Raw genomic sequence first — 22,911 nt, 5'->3', positions numbered from 1 at the left:
AATGAAGGAGTCTTAGAAGATGCCGGTATCGGTCACCATGCCCCGGCTCGGCGAGAGCGTCACCGAGGGCACCGTCACGCGCTGGCTCAAGCAGGAGGGCGACACCGTCGAGGTCGACGAGCCCCTGCTCGAGGTCTCCACCGACAAGGTGGACACCGAGATCCCGTCGCCGGCAGCGGGCGTGCTGACCCGGATCGTGGTGGGCGAGGACGAGACCGCCGAGGTGGGCAGCGAGCTGGCCGTCATCGCCGGTGAGGGCGAGCAGGCCGGCGGCGGTGAGCCGCAGCAGCAGGCCCCGGCCGAGCAGCCGGTCGCCGCGCCGGCCCCGGAGCCGACGGCCGCCGCCGAGGGCACCGGCCCGGAGCCGGAGCAGGAGAAGCCGGCCCCGCAGGCGCCGGCTCAGGCCGCGCCGTCCGGCGGCGGCACCCCGGTCACCATGCCGGCCCTGGGTGAGAGCGTCACCGAGGGTACGGTCACCCGCTGGCTGAAGCAGGTCGGCGAGACCGTCGAGGTCGACGAGGCGCTGCTCGAGGTCTCCACCGACAAGGTGGACACCGAGATCCCCTCGCCGGTCGCCGGCACCGTGCTGGAGATCAAGGTCGCCGAGGACGAGACCGCGGCGGTCGGCGCCGAGCTGGCCGTGATCGGTGCCGCCGGCGCGGCCCCCGCCGAGGCCAAGCCCGAGCCGCAGCCGCAGCCGCAGCCCCAGGCCAAGCCCGAGCCGCAGGCCAAGCCGGCCCCGCAGCCCGAGCCGAAGCCGACTGCGGCCACCGAGCCGACCCCGGGCATGTCCTACAACGAGCCGGCTCCGGAGGCGGAGACCTCCGCGCAGCCGGTGCAGGCGGAGCAGCGGGCGGTGCCGGCGGCGGCGACCCCGACCCCGCAGCGCCCGTCGGCTCCCGCGCAGGGTGGCGGCGAGGAGGCCGCCGGCTACGTGACCCCGCTGGTCCGCAAGCTGGCCAGCGAGCACGGCGTCGACCTCTCCTCGGTCAACGGCACCGGCGTGGGTGGCCGCATCCGCAAGCAGGACGTGCTGGAGGCGGCGGAGAAGGCGAAGGCGGCCAAGGCCGCCCCGGCACCGGCCCCGACCGCTCCCCCGGCGGCGCCGAGCAAGCCGGCCGCGAAGCCGCAGCCGAGCGCGAAGCGGGGCAGCACCGAGAAGCTCCCCCGGATCCGCGCGGCCATCGCCAAGCGGATGCAGGAGTCGCTGCACGAGATGGCGCAGCTCACCACGGTGATCGAGGTGGACGTCACCAAGGTCGCCAAGCTGCGGGCGCAGGCGAAGGACGCCTTCCAGCAGCGGCACGGCGTGAAGCTCTCCTTCCTGCCGTTCTTCGCCCTGGCGGCGATCGAGGCGCTGCAGACCTACCCGATCGTCAACGCCCGGATGGACCTGGCGGGCGGGACGATCACCTACCCGGACGCCGAGCACCTCGGCATCGCGGTCGACACCGAGCGTGGGCTGCTGGTGCCGGTCATCCACAACGCGGGTGACCTCAACCTGGGCGGCATCGCCAAGCGGATCGCCGACCTCGCCGAGCGCACCCGGACCAACAAGATCAGCCCGGACGAGATCGCCGGGGCGACCTTCACGCTGACCAACACCGGCAGCCGGGGCGCCCTCTTCGACACCCCGATCGTGCCGTCGCCGCAGTCGGCGATGCTCGGCACCGGTGCCGTGGTGAAGCGTCCGGTCGTGGTCAACGACGCGGAGCTGGGCGAGGTCGTCGCCGTCCGGTCGATGGTCTACCTGGCGCTCTCCTACGACCACCGGCTGATCGACGGCGCCGACGCGGCGCGGTTCCTGGTCGCGGTCAAGGAGCGGCTGGAGGCCGGCAACTTCGAGCCGGAGCTGGGCCTGGCCTGATCCGCCGAGTACGCGAAAAGTGCGCCCCGGGGTGACCCGGGGCGCACTTTCGTCTTCACCACGTCGCGAATGCCGACTCAGGCCCGCAGCATCTCCTCGGAGACCCGCCAGAGCCGCTCGGCGGCCTCCGGGTCCATCGCGTACGGCGCGTACCCGGTGCGGGTGCCCGGCTGGTTAGGCCCGGCCTCCTGGCAGTCCTCGAAGTAGCGCCCGCCGACGTCCTCGAGCAGCGGCGAGGTGGCGATCAGCACCGAGGTCGCGGCGCCCTGCTCGGTCGTCTTCCAGTACGCGGCCCCGCCGCCGCTCTGCGACCGCATCCGGTTCAGCTCCTCGTCGCTGATGTAGCGCTGCAGGTTGGTCCGGATCGCGCCCGGCATCAGCGAGTTGGTGAGGATGCCCTCGTCGGCCCAGCGCCGGGTCGCCTGCAGGGCGAAGAGCACGTTGGCCGTCTTGGACTGCCCGTACGCCTCCCAGGGGTCGTACGGGCGGCGCTCGAAGTGGATGTCGTCGAAGACCACCGGCGAGCGCAGGTGGGCCGCCGAGCTGACCGCGACGACCCGGGCGCCACCGGCCGCGGCGAGCGCGCGGTGCAGGCCGGTGGTCAGCGCGAAGTGGCCCAGGTGGTTGGTGGCGAACTGCATCTCCCAGCCCTGCGGGGTGCGCATCTCGGGCGAGGCCATGATCCCGGCGTTGTTGACCAGGATGTGCAGCGGGCCGTCCCAGTTCGCCACGAACGTGGCCACCGAGGCCTGGTCGGCGAGGTCGAGCGGGGCGACCAGGATCCGGTCGTTGCCGGTGGTGGCGGTGATGTCCGCGGCGGCCTCCTGGCCGGCCTGCGGGTTGCGGACCGCGAGGGTGACGTCCGCGCCGGCCTGCGCCAGCGCCCGGGCGGTCTCCACACCGATGCCGGAGGCGCCCCCGGTCACGACGGCCCGGCGACCGGCGAGGTCGATGCCGCGCACCACCTCCAGCGCCGTTGTCTCGCGGGAGAAGGGCGTGTTCACGCGTGTGCTGGTCATGATCCATCCTTGTCGGCGGCGGCAGGCTCGCGTGGCCGGCCGTTACGATGGGAAGCGGAGGATCCTCCGTTACGGTCGAGCCTAACCGGAGGCTCCTCCGAATGCCAGCCGGCCACCGAGTGGCCAACCCGACACCCCGAGGGAGACGACGTGCCGGAGCCCGGCCCCAGACCGCTGCGGGCGGACGCCCAGCGCAACCGCCAGCGGCTGCTGGACGCCGCGGTAGGAGCGTTTTCCCAGCACGGACCGGAGGTAACGCTGGAGTCCATCGCCCGCAGCGCCGGGGTGGGTATCGGCACCCTCTACCGCCACTTCCCCACCCGGGAGGCGCTGGTCGAGGCGGCCTACCGCAACGAGCTGGCGAAGCTCTGCGACGCGGCCGGCGAGTTGCTCGACCGGCTGCCGCCGGACCAGGCGATCCGGGCCTGGATGGACCGGTTCGTCGACTACCTCTCCACCAAGCGCGGCATGGCCGACGCGCTGCGCCTCGTGATCGCCGCCGGCACCAACCCGTACGCCCAGAGCCGGGACCGGTTGCTCGGCGCGCTCGGCCTGCTGCTGACGGCGGGCGCCGCGGCGCAGACCGTCCGGGCCGACGTCCCGGCCGCCGACGTGCTGGCCAGCCTCAGCGGGGTCTCCCTCGCCGCCGGCGAACCGGCCCAGCGCGACCAGGCCCGCCGGCTGCTCGACCTGCTGATGGACGGGCTGCGCTACCGCGCCACGCACTGATCCGATTCCGCCCCCGGTGCCGCCCGCCCGCTGACAAACTCGACCGGTGGGGGGTCACCGCTGGCGCGACCGCCTGGGACCGGCGGTCTCGATCGCGCCTGGCGCTCGGGTCGACAAGTTCGAGGTCTTCTTCGACCTGGTCTTCGTCTTCTCCTTCTTCATCATCACGCGGGCCACCGCGATGAACATCAGCGGCACCAGCCTGCTGCACGCCATGCTCGTGCTCGCCGTGCTCTGGTGGTGCTGGGTGGTGCACAGCGTGGTCGCCACCCGGGTCCGGCTCGGCGAGGGCTTCGTCCCGGCGCTGATGGTGATCGGGATGGCCGCCCTCTTCTGCTTCGCGCTCTCCCTGCCGCAGGCCTTCGGGGACCCGCGCCAGACCGCTGCCGGGCCGTTGGTGGTGGCGATCAGCTACCTGGTGATCCGCGCCGTGCACCTGCTGCTCTACTGGCACATCGCCCAGGAGAAGCCGGGCGAGCGCCGGCTGCTGCTGAGGTACTCCCCGGAGGTGCTGGTCAGCACCCTGCTGCTGCTGGGCGCCGCGTTGATCCCGCCGTACATCACCGACGCGGGCCGCGCGGCCCTGGTACGCGACGGGCTCTGGGTCGCGGTGGTGGTCCTGCAGTACAGCAGCGGCCTGGTCGCCGGCGCCTGGGGGTGGACGGTGACCTCGGCCGAGCACTGGACCGAACGGTACGACCTGATCCTGATCATCGCGCTCGGCGAGTCGATCATCTCGGTCGGCGTCGGCGGCAACCTGCTCGGCCAACCGGTCACCTGGGGAGCCGTCGCGGCGGCCGTCTGCGGCATCGTCTTCACCGCCGCGCTCTGGTGGGCGCACTACGACGTGATCGGCCCGGCCGCCCGGATCGCCCAGCACGCCGCGGAGGGCCGCGCCCGGGTGGCCATGGCCCGCGACGCGTACGCCTACCTCTACCTGGTGATGATCGCTGGGATCATCCTCTTCGCCCTCGGCGCCGAGGAGGTCGTCCGGGAGATCGCCGACCCGCACATCAGCCTCCTGGAGCCGACCCACGGCCCCGGCGTGGCACTGCTCTACGGTGGGGTGGCCTGCTACTTCTGCGGCAACATGCTGTTCCAGTGGCGCACCCTGCGCACGCTCTCCTGGACCCGGGTCAGCGTGGTGCTGGTGCTCGGGAGCACCATCCCGCTGGCCGCCCGGCTGCCCGGGCTGGCCGCGCTCGGCCTGCTCACCCTGATCTGCGTCGGCCTGGTCGCGGTCGAGGTGCTGGTCATGGCCGACTCCCGGCGGGCCCTGCGGGAGGCGGTCTTCAAGGAAAAGGCGAGCCACGAGGAGCATGAGGTGGCCTTCCGCGCCTCCTGGCACGAGCCCCCGCAGGACAAGCCCGAACGCGCCGACGGCTAGCGGCCGACAGCTCGGCCCGGGCCGGCGCGCCGCGGCCGTCACCATCGCCGCCAGCACGAAGGCGGTCTGCCGGTAGCAGAATCGGCCCTGGCAGGTTGGCCCACCCGGCCGGCGCCCGGCAGGGTGGGCGCATGGTCACCTTCACCCTCCAGGCCAGCCCGGCCGACGCCGCCAGCTGGACCGACCTTGCCCGGCGCGCCGAGCGGGCCGGCTTCGACGCCCTGACCTGCGCCGATCACCCCGGCGCGGTCGCCACCCCGTTCGTGGCCCTGGCCGCCGCGGCGGCGGTGACCAGCACCATCGGCCTCGGCTCGTACGTCTCGAACGCCGGTGTCCGGGAGCCGATGCTGCTCGCCGCCGACGTGGCCACCCTCGACCTGGTCTCGGGCGGGCGCGCCCGGCTCGGCATCGGCGCCGGCCACACGCCGGCCGAGTGGCGGGCGGTCGGGCGGGAACGGCCCGACGTGGCGGGTCGGGTTCGCCGCTGCGTGGCCGTGGCCGAGGCGGTCCGGGCCCTGCTCGACGGCGACGAGGTCACCGTCGACACCCCCGAGCTGGTCCTGCACGCCGCCCGGCTGGAGAAGCCGCGCCCGGTGCAGCGGCGGATCCCGCTGACCATGGGCGCGGCGAACTCGCGGCTGCTGCGCTGGGCCGGCAGGAACGCCGACGTGGTCGGGCTGGCCGGGCTGGGCCGTACCCTGCCCGACGGCTACGCCCACGACGTGCGCTGGCGGGAGACGGAGATCGAGGCGCAGCTCGCCCAGGTCGCGGCCGGCGCCGAGGGCCGCGCCGAGCCGCCCGAGCTGGAGGCGCTCGTCCAGCAGGTCGTGGTGACCGACGACGCGGAGGCCGCCGCCGCGCAGACCGCCGAGGACACCGGGCTGACCGTTTCCGAACTGCTCGCCACCCCGTTCGTGCTGATCGGCACGGAGGACGAGATCGTCGCGGCGGTCGCCGCGCATCGCAAGCGCTGGGGCGTCACCCGCTACGTCGTCCGCAAGGACGCCCTCGACCCGCTGGGCGCCTTCCTGCCCCGCCTGATGGCTGCGGCGTAAGGGACCACCGGAAGGACCCGGCACGTCGCGGACTCCGCGGTCGCGCTCGCGTGCCGGGTCCCGACCAGCGGGCGCAACGCCTCAGGCGACCGCGGTCGACCTGCTGAGCTCTTCCCAGTCGGCGACGTCGGCCAGCAGGGCGGCGTGGTGCTCGCGGAGCCCGTCCACCGCGTCACCGCCGAGCAGCAGCCGCAGCGGCGGCCGGTCGCTGTCCAGCGCCTTCAGGATGGCCGCCGCGCCCTTCGCCGGGTCGTTCGGCTCCGCACCCAGCAACTCGTCGGTGAACCTCCGGGTGGCCCCGGCGGTGTCCCGGTACGCCGCCATCGCCTCGGTGACGTACTTGTTGGTGTTGAACTCGGTACGGAACGCCCCCGGTTCCACGATCAGCACCCGTACGCCCAGCGGCGCCAGCTCGGCCGCCAGCGTCTCCGACAGCCCTTCGAACGCCCACTTCGCGGCGTGGTACGCCCCGAATCCCGGGTACGTCTTCTGCCCACCCAGTGAGCTCATCTGCACGATGGTCCCGCTGCCCTGCTCGCGCATCAGCGGTACGACCGCCTTGGTGACCTCGGCCGCGCCGAAGAAGACCACCTCCATCTGCTGGCGCAGCTCCGCCATGGTGACCTCCTCGATCGCGCCGAGGACCAGCGAACCGGCGTTGTTGACCAGGACGTCGATCCGGCCGTGCAGCGCCAGCGTGGCCCGCACCGCGGCGTCGATCGAGGCCGGGTCGGTGACGTCCAGCGCCACCGTGTCCACCCGGCCCCGGCCCTGCTCCACCAGGTCCGCCAGGCTCTCCGGCCTACGGGCGGTGGCCATCACCCGGTCGCCGGCGGCCACCGCCGCCAGCGCGAGTTCCCGGCCGAAGCCGGAGGAGCAACCGGTGATCAACCAGACCCGGCCCTGCGTGTTGTCCTGCATCTTCCCGCTCCCGTGACGTGTCGTCGTGAACAGCGACGATGCTGCCCGCGGGCGGCTGGTCACGGCCAACACCGGTTGCCTGGCACGGCGGTAGGCTCGGCCTGTGACCCCTGATCTTCGGCAGCTCAGGTACTTCGTCGCCGTTGCCGAGGAGTCGAGCTTCACCCGGGCCGCCACCCGGCTGATGATCACGCAGCAGTCGCTCTCCCAGCAGATCAACGCGCTGGAACGGATCCTCGGCGCGAGGCTGTTCGACCGGGACAGCCGGGGCACCAGACTGAGCGATACCGGGGCGCTGTTCCTGCCCGAGGCGCGCGCGGTGCTCGACCGTGCCGACGAAGCCGTCGCGGTGGTCCGCCGGGCCGTGAACGGCGAGATCGGCCGGCTCCGCCTCGCCTTCCTGGCCACCACCGCGAACCATCTGCTGCCGCCGGTGGTCCGGGCCGCCCGGGAACAGCTCCCCGGCCTGGAACTCGTCACCGCGGAAACGACCATCGGGCCGCTGGTCGAGGGCCTGTTCGACGGCCGCTACGACCTCGCGTTCACCCGCCCGCCGCAGGTCCCCGGCCTGGCCGCCCGGACGCTCGCCACCGAACAGGTGTGCGTCGTCCTGCCCGAGGGTCATCCACTCGCCGGACGCGCCGAACTGACCCTGTCGGAGTTGGCGGACGAACGTTGGGTGATGACGCCGCGCAGCTCCTGGGAACCCTGGCACCGGGTGTTCGACGAGAAGTTCCGGGCCGCCGGATTCGTCCCCGACATCGTCGCCCAAGACGCCAGCGTGCAGGGGCTGCTCGGCCTCGTCGCGGCCGGCGTCGGGATCACCCGACTCGGCTTCTCGGCACACAATCTCCGTCGTACCGGCGTGGTGTTCGTACCGCTGACCGGGGAATTCACCCCGACCGAGATGGTCTGGCTGCCCGGCAACAGCTCGCCCGCGCTGCGCCGGGTGGTGGACGTGGTGACCGAGTTGGCCGCCACCACGGACCTCACCGCCGCCGGCTGAGGCTCCCCCGCCGAGGATCAAGGGTGACAGGCGGAGGTTGTGGGCGCACCAGGTAGTCCGTGTTGGCCGGTCTAGACCTGTATGGGCCAGTATCGTCCCTGGCATTGCGCCACCGGCTCACCTCCCAGACCGCAAGGAATCACCATGAGCAATCACCGATCCTTTTCCCCCCAGGCAGCTGACCGGCTCGCGATCCGTGATCTGGTCGACGCCTACGCCCGTCTCGCGGACCGGCGCGACGCCGAGGGGCAGGCGGCGCTCTTCACCGACGAGGCCCGCGTCGCCGTGTACGACGGCGAACCCGACAGCACCGAGCCGACGCAGGCGTTGACCGGTCGGAACGAGCTGGCGGCCGCCTTCGGTGGGCTGGCGAACTACGAGCGGACGACCCACTTCAACGGCCAGAGCACGGTGCATCTCGACGGCGACCGGGCCACCGGGGAGACCTACTGCCTGGCGCACCACCTCTGGACCGAGGACGGGCAGCGCATCCTCATGGTCATGTCGATCCGGTACCGCGACACCTTCGTCCGGCAGGGCGATCGTTGGCTCTTCGCCGAGCGCCAGCTCATCACGGACTGGGTTGACCGCCGGCCCTCGACGCCCTGAGTACCGCACTTCCGACACACGGCCCAGCCGATCGGTCCCTTGACGCCACGACACCCCACGCCCACATTGGAGGTGTCGTGGAAAGGTGACACACCGTGAACATCGAGATCGCCGACCAAGCTGATCTCGATCGGGCGGAGACGCTGGTCTCGTGGCTACAGCGCCCCCATCTCGACCGGGTCACCGTCACGATGCCCGGGCTCGATGACACCGAGCGTGACCGAGCGGCCAGGGCGATCCGGCACCTGTTCAACGACTGCGGCTGCACCTGGGCGGCGGTGGCGTTCGTCGCCGCCGGGGCCGCGGCCGTCCTGTACGGGCCGAGCGGCGGCCGGGCCGTCGCCGTGGCCGCGGCCGGCTGTCTCACGACGGCGGTCGCCGCCAAGCTCCTCGGCCTGGCCTGGAGCCGGAGGCGCCTGCTCGCGCGACTGCGCTCCCTGCATTCAGCCTCCTGAGCCGAAGGAGGGGATCTCTCATGGCACTCGTCTGCACCGAAATCACCGAATGGGTCGAGGAGGAGGTCTCCAAACCCGTCGAGGAGTGGGAGGAGCGGCAGAAGAAGAAGTGCAAGAACTACCCCTGGTACGACCCGCGCGGCTGGGTCTGCTGGTTCGTCACGTACTTCGTGAAGGTCATCCGGTGGGTGGTCGTGATCGTCGGCAAATGGGTGATCCGCACCGTCTGCAAGCTGGTCGGGGTGGTCGTCGAGGCGCTCGTCGATATCGTCGGCGGGTTGTGGGACGTCGTCGTCGGCATCGTGACGCTCGACTGGCGGCGGATCCTCGACGGCCTGCTGCGGATGGTGATCGGCGCGGTGCTGGGGCTCATCCGGCTGGCCCGGATCATCTTCCTCGGCGACACGTTCGAATACATCATCGAAGAGATCAACAAGGAGCGGCTGCGCCGCTACGTACGCGGCCTGCTGGAGGCGAAGTACTCCGGCGACACACTGACCGACATCAAGGCGGCGATCCGCCTCGACCACGGCGCGTTCGGGCTTCGCCTGCACGCCACCGCGTACCGCACGGTCCTCGACTCCGAGGCGATGAGCGACGCGGACCCCACCGCGCCGAACCTGGTGGTGCTGCACGAGCAGGGCGCGATCAACCTGCGGGCGCTCTGCGGCTTCGAGTACGACGAGGGCTTCTGGAACCGCAAGCGCTACAAGACCCTGAAGAAGGGGACCGTGCTGGGCGGCGGGGGCGGCGGGGAGTTCGACAACCCGATCTCCGCCGACGACCTGGACACCTACCTCAGCTCACGGGGCGCGCAGGGCCCGCCGTTCATCGTGCTGCCGATGCGCGACGGCACCCTGAACACCAAGGTCTCGACCGCCAGCGAGAAGGGGCGCGAGCTGTCACTGATGCTGGACTTCGACAAGGAGACCCGGCCGGTCACCGCCGCCGCCCACATCGTCCACCCGGGGTACGACCGGCCGAACACCCATCTCGCGCTGACCGGCTTCCTGACCGACGTGCTCGGCCGCCGGAACAAGACCGCCGACCCGGCCGGGGCCACCGCCGACCTCTGCCATCCGGTCGCCGCCGGGGTCTTCCGCTACACCGACGGCCTGCGCGGGATCGCGAACAACCTGCACGACAGCGCCTGCGGGCTGGACGGCAAGAGCACCTCCGGCGTCACGTTCATCGACAACACCCCGGACCAGCTCTGGAAGTACGTGCCGATCCACGAACTCGGCCACTACTTCGGGCTCTGCCACACCGACGGGGTGGACCGGATCATGTATTCGCCGAAGACCAACAGCTGGTGGCGTGGCTGGGCCATCCCCCGGGGGCTGCTGAACGTCTACCTGGAGGCCGAACCGAGCTTCAGCTACGGCGAGGCCAAGGCGACCTGGGACTACGTGGTGGCCCACTTCGCCCCGCAGTGCCTGGGCGCGCGCCCGATCGTCATCGAGGTCCGCCCGACGACCGCCGGATCGGCCGGCGCCATCACCTGAACACCCGGCACCGGTGATCGACTCGAGGTCATCGATGTCGCGGCATCTCGCAGCGCCGACACCCCGACATCATGGACCCCGAGTCGATCAACCCGACCAGCCGATCAGGCCGGCAGCCGACCGTACCCCTGGCTCCCCGGCACGGGCGTTCGTTCCGGCTTGACTTCGCGCGCACTCGAACGGGGAAGCTGGGCGCATGACGACGACACGGACACTGGGCCGCAGCGGCATCGAGGTCAGCGCGATCGGCATGGGCTGCTGGGCCATCGGCGGACCACTGTGGGGCGACGGCGGGCAGCCGTTCGGCTGGGGCGAGGTCGACGACGCCGAGTCGATCCGGACCATCCACGCCGCGCTCGACGCGGGCGTCACCCTCTTCGACACGGCCAGCAACTACGGCGCGGGGCACAGCGAGCGGGTCCTCGGGCGGGCGCTCGCCGGCCGGCGGGACCGGGTGGTGATCGCCACCAAGTTCGGCAACCGCTCCGACGAGGCGACCCGCCGGGCGCTCGGCACCGACACCAGCCCGGCCTACGCGGTGCGGAGCCTGGAGGACTCCCTGCGCCGGCTCGGCACCGACCACGTCGACCTCTACCAGCTGCACATCAACGACCTGCAGGTGCCCGCCGCGCTCGACCTGGTCGGCACGCTCGAGGACCTGGTCACCCAGGGCAAGATCCGGGCGTACGGCTGGAGCACCGACAACCCGGACTCGGCGGAGGCCTTCGCGGCGGCCGGCCCGCACTGCGCCGCGATCCAGCACGACCTGTCGGTGCTCGCCGACAACGCCGCAGTGCTGGCGGTCTGCGACAGCCACGACCTGGCCAGCCTCAACCGGGGCCCGCTGGCGATGGGCCTGCTCACCGGCTCGACCCGAGCCGTCGGGGCGGACGACGTGCGCGGGGTGGCGCCGGAGTGGCTGGTCTGGTTCACCGACGGCAAGCCGACCCCGCAGTGGGCGGCCCGAGTCGAGGAGATCCGCGCGGCGCTCACCGCCGACGGTCGTACCCTCGGCCAGGGCGCACTCGGCTGGCTGCTGGCCCGCAGCCCACGGACGGTGCCGATCCCCGGCTGTCGCACGGTGGCTCAGGCGGCGGAGAACTTCGCCACCCTGGCGCTCGGCCCGCTCGGCGACGACGCGTTCGCCGAGGTCGAACGGCTGCTGGCCGACCTGCGCCCGGCGCACGCCGGCTGACCGCCCGGGCCGCCGACCGGCCCGGTCACCGCTGAGCTCGCCGCGCCCGACGCGGCGGCCGCGGCCCGCTCGCCGCTGAGCGGGCCGCGGTGGCCGCCCGCTCAGCGGAAGTCGTCGGCGTGGTCGGCGGCCCACTGCCGGAACGTGCGCCCGGGACGGCCGGTGACCTCCTCGACGTCGGGAGCCACCCAGGCGTTGCCGTCGAGGTGCTCCCCCATCGCGAGGAACCACTCGATGACCTCCTCGGGATACCAGCCCTGCCAGTGCTCGCGGGCCTGCTCCGGGGTCAGCTCGTCGAACCGGACCTCCCGGCCGATTGCCTCGCCGATCATCCGGACCGCGTCGCGGCGGCGGACCGGCTCCGGGCCGGTGGGCCAGTACGTCCGCCCGGCATGGCCGTCCTCGGTCAACGCGACGAGGGCGACCGCGGCGATGTCCGCCTCGTGGACCATGGCGCTGCTCCATTCACCGAAGGGCGCCCGGACGACGCCCTCGGTCCGGATGCTCTGCGCCCAGTCCGAGGTGTTGGCCATGAACTCGCCGGGGAACAGGTGCGTCCACTCCAGACCGGAGTTCTCGATGGCCCGGTGCAGCGGCCGATGGTCCGCCTCGATCGGATCGTCGTCGTCCCGGCTGGGGTCGTTGTGGCCGAGGTGGGTGATCCGCCGTACGCCGGCCTGTCGGGCCAGCTCCAGGATCTCCGGGCCGGTCGTCAGCGGACCGTAGCCGTCCATCGCGACCAGATGCATCCGCTCCACTCCCCGCAGCGCCGCAACCAGCGTCCGGGGCGTGGCGAAGTCGCCCGGCACCACCTCCACCTGGCGGGGCAGGCTGGCCGCCGCCGGGGATGCGGGATCCCGGGTCAGCGCCCGCACCTCGTGACCGGCGGTCACCAACTGCCGGACCAGGCTGCCTCCGACGGTTCCGGTCGCTCCGGTGACCAGGATCGGCATGGTCTCTCCTTCAGGGATCGACCCGGCGGCGGGCAGGGGACATCCTCCCCACCAATAGGGGACGCCGTCCGGTTGACTCATGCTGATTCATTCCACCGCCGCGGGCAAATGCGAACAACGCATTCACCTTCCCTCTGAGCTGGGAAAACGCAACTAGCGCGGATATGCCGACGCCGCCTTTTTCCGCGCCGGTGACCGCCGGTGACATGGGCTTTCGTCAGGTGGCGGGTCGGCCGGGCAGAAAGTCGAGCCGTCGCCCGCTTCCCGGGACATTGGCCCTCCGACGCGCGTGCCGGCGGCGGCCTGCACGAAGATGGAGGCATGCGGATCCTGATGGCCGGCGCGTCCGGCTTCCTCGGCACCCGGCTGGTGGACCGGCTCAGCGCCGACGGCCACCAGGTCATCCGGCTGGTCCGCCGCCCGCCGCGTACCCCCGACGAGCGACAGTGGAATCCGTCCGCCGCGCAGCTCGACCCGGCGGTGGTGGCCCAGGCCGAGGCGGTGGTCAACCTGGCCGGCGCGGGTGTGGGCGACCGGCGATGGACCGCCGAGTACCGGCAGCTGATCCGGTCCAGCCGGGTGGACAGCACCACCACGCTGGCCATCACCATCGCCGGCCTGCCGGCGCAGGACCGGCCGGCGGTGCTGCTCAACTCGTCGGCGGTCGGCTGGTACGGCGACACCGGCGACCGCGCGGTGGAGGAGGACGCGCCGGCCGGCGAGGGTTTCCTCGCCGACGTGTGCCGGGTGTGGGAGGCCGCCACCCGGCCGGCCGAGGACGCCGGCGTCCGGGTGGCCCGGCTGCGCACCGGCCTGCCGCTGGACCGCGCCGGCGGGATGCTCAAGCCGCAGTTGCTGCCGATGCGGCTGGGTGTCTCCGGCAAGCTGGGCGGCGGCCGGCAGTGGTGGCCGTGGATGTCGATGGCCGACTTCCTGGACGCGGTGGTGTTCCTGCTGGAGACCGACGACCTGGCCGGCCCGGTGAACATGGTCGGCCCGGCCCCGGTGACCAATGCCGAGTTCACCCGGGAACTGGCCCGGCAGCTGCACCGGCCGGCGTTCATGCCGATCCCGGCGGTGGCGCTGAAGGTGGTGCTCGGCGGCTTCGCCACCGAGGCGCTGTCCAGTTCCCGCGTGCTCCCGGGCGCCCTCACCCGCGCCGGCTTCCCCTACCGCCACCCCGATCTCCGCACCGCCCTGCAAGCCGCCCTGGCCGACTGACGGCGGAGGGCCGGCCCCCGAGCGGGACGACCGGCCCTCCTCTTCCCCGGGGGGCGGGGTCAGCAGCCGATCACCCAGTAGTTGGGGCCGGTCTGCTTGAGGGCGGTCGTGTAGAAGGTGTTGTAGAGGCCCATCTGCTGGTTCGAGCCGTTGGCGTAGGCGTAGCCGCCGGACTGGTGGGCCCGACCGGCGCTGACGTGCGCGTAGTTGCTGGCGGTCACGCAGACCGGCGGCGTCGTGGGGGTCGGCGTCGGGGTCGGGGTGGCGGTCGGAGTCGGCGTCGGGTTGGTCCCGCCGCCGTTCAGGCCGAAGAAGACCGCGTCCCGGTACGTCGAGCAGATGGTGTCCAGGAAGTACGCGGCGGTGCTGCCGCACTGCTCGGCGCCGGTGCCCGGGTCGACCGGGGTGCCGTGGCCCATCCCGGAGACCCGGTAGAGGCGCACCTCGTCGTTGCCGTACACCTCGAGGCTGGTGCCGCCGGGCAGCGAGGCGGTGCTGGTCGGACTCTGCGAGATGCCGCGCACGTTGGTCCACTGGTCGCGCGACTCGGTGGCGTTGATCGGGGCGACCGTGGTGTCCGAGGTGCCGTGCCAGATGGCCACCCGGGGCCGCCGCCCGGTGTAACCGGAGTACGCGCCGCGGACCAGGTCGCCCCAGGCGGCCGGAGACTTGTCGGTGCCCGGGTTCATGCAGCTGAACGCGTTGACCATGCTGGTGGCGCAGCGGTACGGGATGCCGGCGATGATCGAGCCGCCCGCGAAGACGTCCGGGTAGGTGGCGAGCATGACGGAGCTCATCGCCCCACCGCCGGAGAGGCCGCTGACGAAGACCCGGGAGCCGTCCACCCCGAAGTTCGCCTTGGCGTGGTCGACCATCTGCTTGATCGACAGCGCCTCGCCCTGGCCCCGGGCGGTGTCCCCGGTCTCGAACCAGTTGAAGCAGCTGCTGGCGTTGTTGCCGGACTTCTGCTCGGCCACGATCAGCGCGAACCGCCACTGGTCGGCGTACTTGCGCCAGCCGGAGTTGGTGAAGTAGCCCGAGGCGTTCTGGGTGCAGCCGTGCAGCAGCACGACGGCCGGCGCGTTGGCCGGCAGGTTGTCCGGCCGGTAGGCGTACATGGCGAGGTTGCCGGGGTTGGAGCCGAAGCTGGCGACCTGGGTCAGGCTGGCGGCCTGGGCGGGCGCGGCGACGACGACGGCGCCCACGGCGGCGAGGACCAGCCCGGCGGCCACGCCGATCAGTCGGGTGAGCAGGGATGAGGAGCGGCGCACGGCGGCCTCCCGGGGCGAATTGTGAACTGGGTCACCTGCGAATTGCCGCGACGTTACGTCGGTGTGTCAGCGGTGTGACATGGGCCACGCTCACACATTTACGGATGTGAAGGTGTGTGTCCGGTTCGGCCTCCGCTCGGCGGGATGTCCGCCCGAAGGTTCCGTGTCTGACCGGCGGGTCCAGGTCCGGTTGGTAACGTCCGCTGCGTGCCGACCTCCCCGTCCCTGGCCACCGGGCCCGCGCCCGCCGCCCGCCCACGCGCCACCCGGGACCGCCGCGCCGACCTGATCGTGGTGCTGGCCGCGCTCGCGCTGGCCGTCTGGGTCACCAGCGGGCTGTGGCGCGACCCGAACGTCCGGACCGTCACGGTCAACTCCAGCGACCAGGCGCTCTTCGAGTGGCTGCTGGCCTTCGGCGGCAACGCGCTCACCCACGGGGAGAACCCCTTCTTCACCTACCTGATCAACGTCCCGGACGGGGTCAATCTCGCGGTGAACACCTCGATCACCGTGTACGCGGTGGTCTTCGCGCCGCTGACCTACCTGGTCGGGCCGCCGGTGACGTTCCTGGTGATCCTCACCCTCAACCTGGCGGCCACCGCGGTCGCCTGGTACTGGCTGTTCTCCCGGCAACTGGTCCGCAGTCGACTGGCCGCCGCCGTCGGCGGGCTCTTCATCGCCTACTCCCCCGGCATGGTGTCGCACGCCAACGCCCACCTGAACTGGACCGCCGGTTGGCTGGTGCCGCTGCTGATCTGGCGGCTGTTCGCGCTGCGCCGACCGGGGCACTGGCTGCGGGACGGCATCGTGCTCGGCCTGCTGGTCGCGGTCGCCTTCTCGATCGCCGCCGAAGGGCTCTTCTTCACCGCCCTGGCGCTCGGCGTCTTCGTCGCCGTCTGGTCGCTGCACCCCGCCCGCCGGGCGCAGGCGCGGGCCGCCCTGCCCAACTTCCTGCGCGGGCTCGGGGTGACCGCGCTGGTCGCCGGCGCGCTGCTGGCGTATCCGCTCTGGCTGCACTTCGCCGGCCCGCAACGGTTCCACGGCACCGGCTTCGATCCGGTGATCCACTCCGAGGACATCGCCGCGTTCGGCGCGTACCCGCGTCGCTCGCTGGCCGGCGAGGCCGGGCTGGGCACCTCGCTGGCACCCAACCCGACCGAGGAGAACTCCTTCTTCGGGCTGCCGCTGCTGCTCTTCGCGGTGCTCTGCTTCGTGGTGCTCTGGCGGCGCGCCGACCCGGGCCGCCGCGCCACGCTCTGGGCGCTGGGCGTGATCGCGGTCGTCTTCAGCGTGCTCTCCTGGGGGCCGGTGGCCAAGGTCGACGGCGACCGGACGGACGTGCCGATGCCGTTCGACCTGCTCGGCCACCTGCCGGTGGTGAACGCCGCGCTGCCCGCCCGGCTGGCCCTGGTGGTGGCGCCGGTGATCGGGCTGCTGCTGGCGTACGCGGTGGACCAGCTGCGCACCGCGCCGCCGCGGCACCGCTCGACCGAGCTGGCCTGGGCGCTCGGCTTCGCGGTGGCCCTGCTGCCGCTGCTGCCCACCCCGTTGCTCACCCACGAGCGGGAGCCGATCCCGCGGTTCATCACCGCCGGCACCTGGCGGGAGCACGTCTCCGCGGGCGGGGTGCTCACCCCGGTGCCGGTGGCCGTGGACATCTATCCGGACGGCCAGCGCTGGCAGGCGTACGCCCTGGCCCACCGGCAGGGCGAGTTCCGCATCCCGGCCGGCTTCTTCCTCGGCCCCGGCGGCCCGGACGGGCGGGGCCGGATCGGCCCGGTGCCCCGCACCTTCAGCGCGCTGATGGACCAGGCCGGCAAGACCGGGCTGGTGCCGATCGTCACCGACGGGACCATGCGTGAGGTCCGCGCCGACCTGGCCTACTGGAAGGTCGAGGCGGTGGTCCTCCCGGACCGGGTGCACGGGGCGAAGTTCGACGTCGACGAGGAGGCGGTCCGGCGTACCGCGACCATGCTGCTCGGCCAGCCGCAGCGGGTCGACGACGTCTGGCTCTGGCGCATCCCGCCGGCCTGACCGGGCCGCTGGTGAGGCGGCTCACCAGCGATCCAAGCCGGTCGCGGGACTACGCTGGACGCCGTGACCACGACGATTTCCGGCCTGACGGCCGTACGCGCCGGCCTGCTGGACTACCGGGCGGCCTGGGACGAGCAGCGTCGGCTGCACGAGTCCGTGGTGGCCGGCGAGCGCGGCGACACCGTGCTGCTGCTGGAGCACCCGAGCGTCTACACCGCCGGCAAGCGCACCGAGCCGTGGGACCGGCCGACCGACGGCACCCCCGTCGTCGACGTGGACCGGGGCGGCAAGATCACCTGGCACGGCCCGGGGCAGCTGGTCGGCTACCCGATCCTGCGGCTGCCCGACCCGGTGGACGTGGTCGCCTACGTGCGGCGCACCGAGCAGATGCTGATCGACGTGTGCGCCGAGTTCGGGCTGGCCGCCGGCCGGATCGACGGTCGCAGCGGCGTGTGGGTGCCGGAGGACGACCGCGGGCCGGCCCGCAAGGTCGCCGCGATCGGCATCCGGGTGGCCCGCGGGGTCACCCTGCACGGCTTCTCGATCAACTGCGACTGCGACCTGGGCTTCTTCGACCGGATCGTGCCGTGCGGCATCCGGGACGCCGGCGTCACCTCGCTCACCGCCGAGCTGGGCCGCCCGGTCACCGTCGCCGACGTGCTGCCGGTGGTGGAGCGCCACCTCGCCACGCTGGTCACCGACACCGCCGAGTGAGCCGCATGCGGGTCGACCTCGTCACCGTCGTGGTCGCCGAGTACGACCCGGCGATCGCCTTCTTCACCGACGTGCTCGGCTTCGAACTGGTCGAGGACAAGCCGTCGCTGACCACCGACGGCCGGCCCAAGCGGTGGGTGGTGGTCCGCCCGCCCGGCGCGCAGACCGGCCTGCTGCTCGCCCGCGCGGACGGCGACGAGCAGACCGCCGCGATCGGCAACCAGGTCGGCGGCCGGGTTGGCTTCTTCCTCGAGGTGGACGACTTCGCGGCCACCTACCGCCGGATGCGCGACGCCGACGTCGAGTTCGTCCGCCCACCGCGCACCGAGCCGTACGGCCAGGTCGCCGTCTTCCGCGACATCGCCGGCAACCGCTGGGACCTCCTCGGCCCCGCCTAACCCCCTGCCCCCTACCCCCCTGACCCCACCCGCCCACCTCGTCGATCATGAAGTTGTTGCCGGCAGCCACGGCGTGTCGCGACAACAACTTCATGATCGACTTGGCTGGATCCGGGGTGGTCGGGCCGGGGTCGGGGTTAGGGGGTCAGGGGGTTAGGCGGTGTAGGTCGCGGGGGAAGGCGGTTACCTCGCGGATGTTGGTCGCGCCGGTGAGTCGGGCGACGAAGCGTTCCAGGCCGATGGCGAAGCCGCCGTGCGGCGGCATGCCGTGCCGGAACGCGTCCAGGTAGCCGGCGTACGGCTCGACCGGCTCGCCCCGGGCCGCCAGCGCCGCCAGGTAGTCGGCGTGCTGGTGCAGCCGCTGCCCGCCGGTGACCAGCTCCAACCCACGAAAGAGCAGGTCGAAGCCGTTGCTGTAGGCCGGCCTGGTCGGGTCCGGGTGGGTGTAGAAGGGTCGTTTCGCCATCGGGTACCCGGTGACGAAGAGGAAGTCCGAGCCGTGCTCGCGGCGGGCCCACTCCCCCAGCGCCCGCTCGTGCGCCGGCGCGAGGTCCGGCTCGTCGGCCGGCGCGCCGGCGATCTTCAGCGCCTCGGTGAAGTGCACCTCGGGGATCCGCGCCGGCACCGCCGGCAGCTCGACCCCGAGGGTGGCCAGCGCCGCCCCGCCCCGCTCGGCGACCGCGCCGAGCATCCCGGCCACGACGTCGCGCAGCACGGCCATCACGTCCCGGTGGTCGGCGACGAAGCCCAGCTCGGCGTCGAGCGACGTGTACTGGGCCAGGTGCCGGACGGTGTCGTGCGGCTCGGCCCGGAACACCGGGCCCACCTCGTAGACCCGCTCGAAGACGCCGACCATCAGCTGCTTGTAGAACTGCGGTGACTGGGCCAGGTACGCGGGCCGGCCGAACCAGTCCAGCGCGAAGACGTTCGCCCCGCTCTCGGTCGACGAGCTGACCACCTTGGGCGTGTGGACCTCGACGAAGTTCCGGGCGTCCAGCGCGGCCCGGAAACCGGCCACCGCCGCCGCCGAGACGCGCAGCGCCGCCGACCGGGACGGGTGCCGCAGCGCCGTCGGCGCGTGGTCGAGCTGGGTGGGCAGGCTGGCGGTGAGCGCCGGCCGGTAGAGGTCGAACGGCGGTGGCACGGCGGGCGGGCCGAGCGGACGTACCGTCGGTGCGGTCAGCTCGACCCCGGCGGGCGTCGTTGCCGTCGCGACCTTGGGAACGGCGTCGCCGCCGCGCGCGGCCACCGTGCCGGTGACCTCGACGACGGTCTCCTCGGTCAGCGCCTCGACCTCGGCGCGGACCGCCGGGTCGGTAACCACCACCTGGGTGAGCCCGGCGGCGTCCCGGACGATCAGGAACGCCACCGACTTGAGCAGCCGGCGGCGGTGCACCCAGCCGGCGATCCGGACGGTCTCGCCGACATGGTGGGTGAGCTGGGTGGAGAGGATGCGTTGCACGGCGGTTACCTCCTCGATCGATCGCAACGCGATCCCGGGAGGTGTGGGCGAGCGGGTCCTCGCGGTGCCACCACACCTTCGCCCCCGCGGACGGGGGCCTCGTTCGTCGCCTGATGACCGGGGCCAGCCGGGCGGGCTCTACTGGGCGCGGTCTCCCGCAACCGTTCTTCCCGCAGCTCGGGAGGGTCTTCGCGGCCCCGGCGCCAGACCGCCTCTCAGCACCGGCGGCTCTCTGCACTGGCGGGGCGGGGCGCTACTCGGCTCCGTCATCGCTGTTGCCGGCGACCCTAGCACCGACACCCGCCGAATGTGACGCCTTTTCGCACCGCCCGGGTGTGCGGCGTCACAGGCCCCTGGGCGTGACGCCGGTCGCCTGGCGTACATCGACGGCCGCCGTCCGGCGTAGGCTCGCTTTCGTGACGATCGAGCACTCCGCGCCGACGACCGGCCCGGCCGCGCGTACCGCGACGCCCGCCCCCGAGGGGCGGCGCATGCTGCGGATCGAGGCGCGCAACGCCGAGACGCCGATCGAGCGCAAGCCGCCGTGGATCAAGGTCAAGGCCACGATGGGACCGGAGTACACCCAGCTGCGCGGGCTCGTCTCGCGCGAAGGGCTGCACACCGTCTGCCAGGAGGCCGGCTGCCCCAACATCTACGAATGTTGGGAGGACCGGGAGGCCACCTTCCTCATCGGCGGTGACCAGTGCACCCGTCGGTGCGACTTCTGCCAGATCGACACCGGCAAGCCGGCCGAGTTCGACGCCGACGAACCGCGCCGGGTCGCCGAGTCGGTGGTCAGCATGGGCCTGCGCTACGCCACCGTCACCGGTGTCGCCCGCGACGACCTGCCCGACGGCGGTGCCTGGCTCTACGCCGAGACGGTCCGCCAGATCCACGCGCTGCAGCCCGGCTGCGGCGTCGAGCTGCTGATCCCGGACTTCAACGCGGTCCCCGAGCAGCTCGCCGAGGTCTTCGGGTCCCGGCCCGAGGTGCTGGCGCACAACGTCGAGACGGTCCCGCGGATCTTCAAGCGGATCCGCCCGGCGTTCCGCTACGACCGGTCGCTGGACGTCATCCGGCAGGCCCGGGCCGACGGCCTGGTCACCAAGAGCAACCTGATCCTGGGCATGGGCGAGGAGCGGGCCGAGATCTCCCAGGCGCTGCGCGACCTGCACGAGGCCGGCTGCGAGCTGATCACCATCACCCAGTACCTGCGCCCGAGCGCCCGGCACCACCCGGTCACCCGCTGGGTCAAGCCGGAGGAGTTCGTCGAGCTGCGCGAGGAGGCCGAGGAGATCGGCTTCGCCGGGGTGATGAGCGGGCCGCTGGTGCGCTCGTCGTACCGGGCCGGCCGGCTCTACCGCCAGGCTCTCGACGCCCGCGCCGCCAGCCCGGTCACCGCCGGCTGACCCGCCGCACCGCTGCGCGGTCCACCGGCGGGTGGGTGCCATGATCGGGCCATGACCGCCGGGGTACGCCAGGAGCCACGCGACGCCCCCCGCGCGCTGCCCGGGTCCGCCCGGGCCCGGCTGGCGGGGGCGCTGACCGTGCTGGCGCTGCTGGCCGGGGTGGCCTACCGGCTCGTCCTGCTGCTGTCCGCCGCTCCGCCGACGAACAGCGACGAGGCCACCATGGGCCTGGCCGCGCTGCACATCGCGCGGGGGCAGGAGTTTCCGGTCTGGTTCTACGGCCAGGCGTACATGGGGACGCTGGAGGCGTACCTGGCCGCGCCGGTGCTCGCGCTAACCGGGCCGTCGGTGCTCGGGCTGCGCCTGCCCACGCTGGCCCTGTACGCCCTCTTCGTGCTGCTCGCCTGGCGGCTGACCCTGCGGCTCACCGGCGACCGGTGGTTCGCCCTGCTGGTGGTGGTGCTTCTCGCGCTGGGCTCGGACCGGATCGTCAAGAACCAGCTGATCGCCGGCGGCGGCTACCCCGAGATGAACCCGGCCGCGGTGGGGCTGGCCCTGCTCGCGTACGACCTCTGCGCCCGCCGGGCCGGTCGCCGGCTGCCCCGCTGGGCGGCCTGGGGGTTCCTCGCCGGGCTGATGCTCTGGGTGGACCCCCTGGTGCTGCCGTACGTGCTCGGCACCGGCGCGGTGCTGCTCGCCTTCCGTGGGCGGGAGCTGCTCGGCCGGGCCGGCGCGCTGGTGGGCGTCGCGGCCCTGGTCGGTGCGGCGCCGCTGCTCGGGCAGAGCCTGGCGACCGGCCGCAATCCGCTCGACGCCGTGCTGGCCGCCGGCGGGGGCGACGTGCCGGCCGGCTGGGCGGACCGGCTGCACGGCGGTCTGCTGCTCGGCCCGCCGCTGGGCATGGGCTTCTGCTCGCCGAGCCACTGCGCGACCTGGCAGCTCTGGTGGGCGGTCGCCCTGCCGGTGCTGCTCGGGCTCGGCGCGGTGACCGCCTGGCGGGCGCTGCGCGCCCCGGCGTCGCCGTCCGCCCCCGGGAACGATCCGGGCGGTCCGGCGGCCGGGCGGGTCGCCGGGGCGGTCCGGCTCGCCCTGGTCGCGGCCGCGGCGGCAACCCTCGCCGCGTACGTGCTGAGCAGCGCCGCCGGGCTCACCCCGGTGGAGAGTTCGCGCTACCTGTCCACCCTGCTGGTGGCCCTGCCCGCGCTGCTCTGGCCGCTGTGGCGCACCGCTCGTGACCCGCTGGACAGCACACGCTCCCGGCCCGCCCGGTTCGCGGCGGTGGGGGTGTTCGCCGTGCTGACCGCGACCCTGCTCACCGCCGGCTACGCGACCTGTCGGGCGGCCGGCACCGCACCGGCCGCGCGAGCCGCCGAGGCCCGGCACGCCGAACTGGTCGGCACCCTTCGCGGGCTCGGCGTCCGCCACGTCTATGCCGGCTACTGGACCTGCAACCGGCTCACCTTCGCCACCGGCGAGGACGTGATCTGCGCGGTGGTCGACGACGAGCTGCGCCCCGGCTTCGACCGGTACGCCCCGTACCGGCGGGCGGTCGCGGACTCGGCGGCGCCGGCCTGGGTGGCGCCGGCCGGCTCGCCGCTGGCGTCCCGGTTGGACGACCGGATGCGCGCCAGCCCCGGCAGCCTCGACCTGGTCACCGTCGACGGCTACCGCATCTACCTGTCCCGCGCCTGACCCGTCAGC

The 22,911-nt window shown here is 72.9% G+C and carries 20 protein-coding genes; 15 read left to right on the top strand and 5 right to left on the bottom strand.

Annotated elements, in window-relative coordinates:
• Nucleotides 1-19 precede the first annotated feature (19 nt).
• A complete protein-coding gene (sucB, locus tag ACIBBA_RS22540; RefSeq protein WP_396699946.1) occupies nt 20-1,867 on the top strand; it encodes a 2-oxoglutarate dehydrogenase, E2 component, dihydrolipoamide succinyltransferase in 1,848 nt (615 codons plus the stop codon).
• A gap of 77 nt (nt 1,868-1,944) precedes the next feature.
• Here sucB and ACIBBA_RS22535 read toward each other — a convergent pair whose 3' ends face one another.
• Entirely contained in the window at nt 1,945-2,889 is a 945-nt protein-coding gene (locus ACIBBA_RS22535) for an SDR family NAD(P)-dependent oxidoreductase (RefSeq protein ID WP_396700019.1), read from the bottom strand.
• 147 nt (nt 2,890-3,036) lie between these two features.
• On the opposite strand from ACIBBA_RS22535, the gene ACIBBA_RS22530 reads away from it, so the two are divergent.
• The 3 genes from ACIBBA_RS22530 (at nt 3,037) to ACIBBA_RS22520 (ending at nt 6,057) form a co-directional block, all read left to right on the top strand.
• Nucleotides 3,037-3,615, top strand: a complete 579-nt coding sequence (locus ACIBBA_RS22530; protein ID WP_396699945.1) for a TetR/AcrR family transcriptional regulator — start codon at nt 3,037-3,039, stop codon at nt 3,613-3,615.
• 46 nt (nt 3,616-3,661) lie between these two features.
• Nucleotides 3,662-5,002 (top strand): low temperature requirement protein A, encoded by a 1,341-nt coding sequence (locus ACIBBA_RS22525; RefSeq protein WP_396699944.1) that lies wholly within the window; start codon nt 3,662-3,664, stop codon nt 5,000-5,002.
• A gap of 131 nt (nt 5,003-5,133) precedes the next feature.
• Complete coding sequence (locus tag ACIBBA_RS22520; protein WP_396699943.1) at nt 5,134-6,057, top strand: LLM class flavin-dependent oxidoreductase; 924 nt, start codon at nt 5,134-5,136, stop codon at nt 6,055-6,057.
• An 81-nt stretch (nt 6,058-6,138) separates the two neighbouring features.
• Here the strand turns inward: ACIBBA_RS22520 and ACIBBA_RS22515 are convergent, their stop codons facing one another.
• Nucleotides 6,139-6,978 carry an oxidoreductase gene (locus tag ACIBBA_RS22515; protein WP_396699942.1) on the bottom strand — a complete coding sequence of 280 codons (840 nt, stop codon included), beginning with the start codon at nt 6,976-6,978 and terminating at the stop codon, nt 6,139-6,141.
• A gap of 103 nt (nt 6,979-7,081) precedes the next feature.
• Here ACIBBA_RS22515 and ACIBBA_RS22510 point away from each other — a divergent pair, with 103 nt between their 5' ends.
• The 5 genes from ACIBBA_RS22510 to ACIBBA_RS22490 all read left to right on the top strand — a co-directional run bounded on the left by ACIBBA_RS22510 (nt 7,082) and on the right by ACIBBA_RS22490 (nt 11,748).
• On the top strand, nt 7,082-7,984 hold the full coding sequence (locus ACIBBA_RS22510) for a LysR family transcriptional regulator (protein WP_396699941.1): 903 nt from the start codon (nt 7,082-7,084) through the stop codon (nt 7,982-7,984).
• 144 nt (nt 7,985-8,128) lie between these two features.
• On the top strand, nt 8,129-8,593 hold the full coding sequence (locus ACIBBA_RS22505) for a nuclear transport factor 2 family protein (protein ID WP_396699939.1): 465 nt from the start codon (nt 8,129-8,131) through the stop codon (nt 8,591-8,593).
• Between the two features lie 95 nt (nt 8,594-8,688).
• Entirely contained in the window at nt 8,689-9,048 is a 360-nt protein-coding gene (locus ACIBBA_RS22500; RefSeq protein ID WP_396699938.1) for a hypothetical protein, read from the top strand.
• Nucleotides 9,049-9,068: 20 nt separating this feature from the next.
• Nucleotides 9,069-10,553, top strand: a complete 1,485-nt coding sequence (locus ACIBBA_RS22495; protein WP_396699937.1) for a hypothetical protein — start codon at nt 9,069-9,071, stop codon at nt 10,551-10,553.
• 196 nt (nt 10,554-10,749) lie between these two features.
• The gene (locus ACIBBA_RS22490; RefSeq protein WP_396699936.1) at nt 10,750-11,748 is read left to right on the top strand and encodes an aldo/keto reductase; all 999 of its coding nucleotides are present in this window, start codon (nt 10,750-10,752) and stop codon (nt 11,746-11,748) included.
• A gap of 101 nt (nt 11,749-11,849) precedes the next feature.
• On the opposite strand, the gene ACIBBA_RS22485 is transcribed toward ACIBBA_RS22490, so the two are convergent.
• Entirely contained in the window at nt 11,850-12,701 is an 852-nt protein-coding gene (locus ACIBBA_RS22485) for an NAD(P)H-binding protein (protein ID WP_396699935.1), read from the bottom strand.
• Between the two features lie 321 nt (nt 12,702-13,022).
• On the opposite strand from ACIBBA_RS22485, the gene ACIBBA_RS22480 reads away from it, so the two are divergent.
• Nucleotides 13,023-13,922 carry a TIGR01777 family oxidoreductase gene (locus ACIBBA_RS22480; protein ID WP_396699934.1) on the top strand — a complete coding sequence of 300 codons (900 nt, stop codon included), beginning with the start codon at nt 13,023-13,025 and terminating at the stop codon, nt 13,920-13,922.
• A gap of 59 nt (nt 13,923-13,981) precedes the next feature.
• Here the strand turns inward: ACIBBA_RS22480 and ACIBBA_RS22475 are convergent, their stop codons facing one another.
• Entirely contained in the window at nt 13,982-15,193 is a 1,212-nt protein-coding gene (locus ACIBBA_RS22475) for a PHB depolymerase family esterase (RefSeq protein WP_396699932.1), read from the bottom strand.
• 207 nt (nt 15,194-15,400) lie between these two features.
• Between ACIBBA_RS22475 and ACIBBA_RS22470 the strand changes: the two genes are divergently transcribed.
• The 3 genes from ACIBBA_RS22470 to ACIBBA_RS22460 all read left to right on the top strand — a co-directional run bounded on the left by ACIBBA_RS22470 (nt 15,401) and on the right by ACIBBA_RS22460 (nt 18,339).
• On the top strand, nt 15,401-17,227 hold the full coding sequence (locus ACIBBA_RS22470; protein ID WP_396699931.1) for a DUF2079 domain-containing protein: 1,827 nt from the start codon (nt 15,401-15,403) through the stop codon (nt 17,225-17,227).
• A 63-nt stretch (nt 17,228-17,290) separates the two neighbouring features.
• Nucleotides 17,291-17,941, top strand: a complete 651-nt coding sequence (gene lipB / locus ACIBBA_RS22465) for a lipoyl(octanoyl) transferase LipB (protein ID WP_350872192.1) — start codon at nt 17,291-17,293, stop codon at nt 17,939-17,941.
• 5 nt (nt 17,942-17,946) lie between these two features.
• A complete protein-coding gene (locus ACIBBA_RS22460; RefSeq protein ID WP_350872190.1) occupies nt 17,947-18,339 on the top strand; it encodes a VOC family protein in 393 nt (130 codons plus the stop codon).
• Nucleotides 18,340-18,484: 145 nt separating this feature from the next.
• On the opposite strand, the gene aspS is transcribed toward ACIBBA_RS22460, so the two are convergent.
• On the bottom strand, nt 18,485-19,801 hold the full coding sequence (gene aspS / locus ACIBBA_RS22455) for an aspartate--tRNA(Asn) ligase (protein ID WP_396699930.1): 1,317 nt from the start codon (nt 19,799-19,801) through the stop codon (nt 18,485-18,487).
• Nucleotides 19,802-20,160: 359 nt separating this feature from the next.
• Between aspS and lipA the strand changes: the two genes are divergently transcribed.
• A complete protein-coding gene (lipA, locus tag ACIBBA_RS22450) occupies nt 20,161-21,210 on the top strand; it encodes a lipoyl synthase (RefSeq protein ID WP_396699929.1) in 1,050 nt (349 codons plus the stop codon).
• A gap of 51 nt (nt 21,211-21,261) precedes the next feature.
• Complete coding sequence (locus ACIBBA_RS22445; RefSeq protein ID WP_396699928.1) at nt 21,262-22,902, top strand: hypothetical protein; 1,641 nt, start codon at nt 21,262-21,264, stop codon at nt 22,900-22,902.
• Nucleotides 22,903-22,911 lie beyond the last annotated feature (9 nt).

It is taken from the genome of Micromonospora sp. NPDC051006 (assembly GCF_044456245.1).
Taxonomy (GTDB): Bacteria; Actinomycetota; Actinomycetes; order Mycobacteriales; family Micromonosporaceae; genus Micromonospora.
Note: the sequence above shows the minus strand (reverse complement) of the source record. Positions and strands in the feature narration are given on the sequence as shown.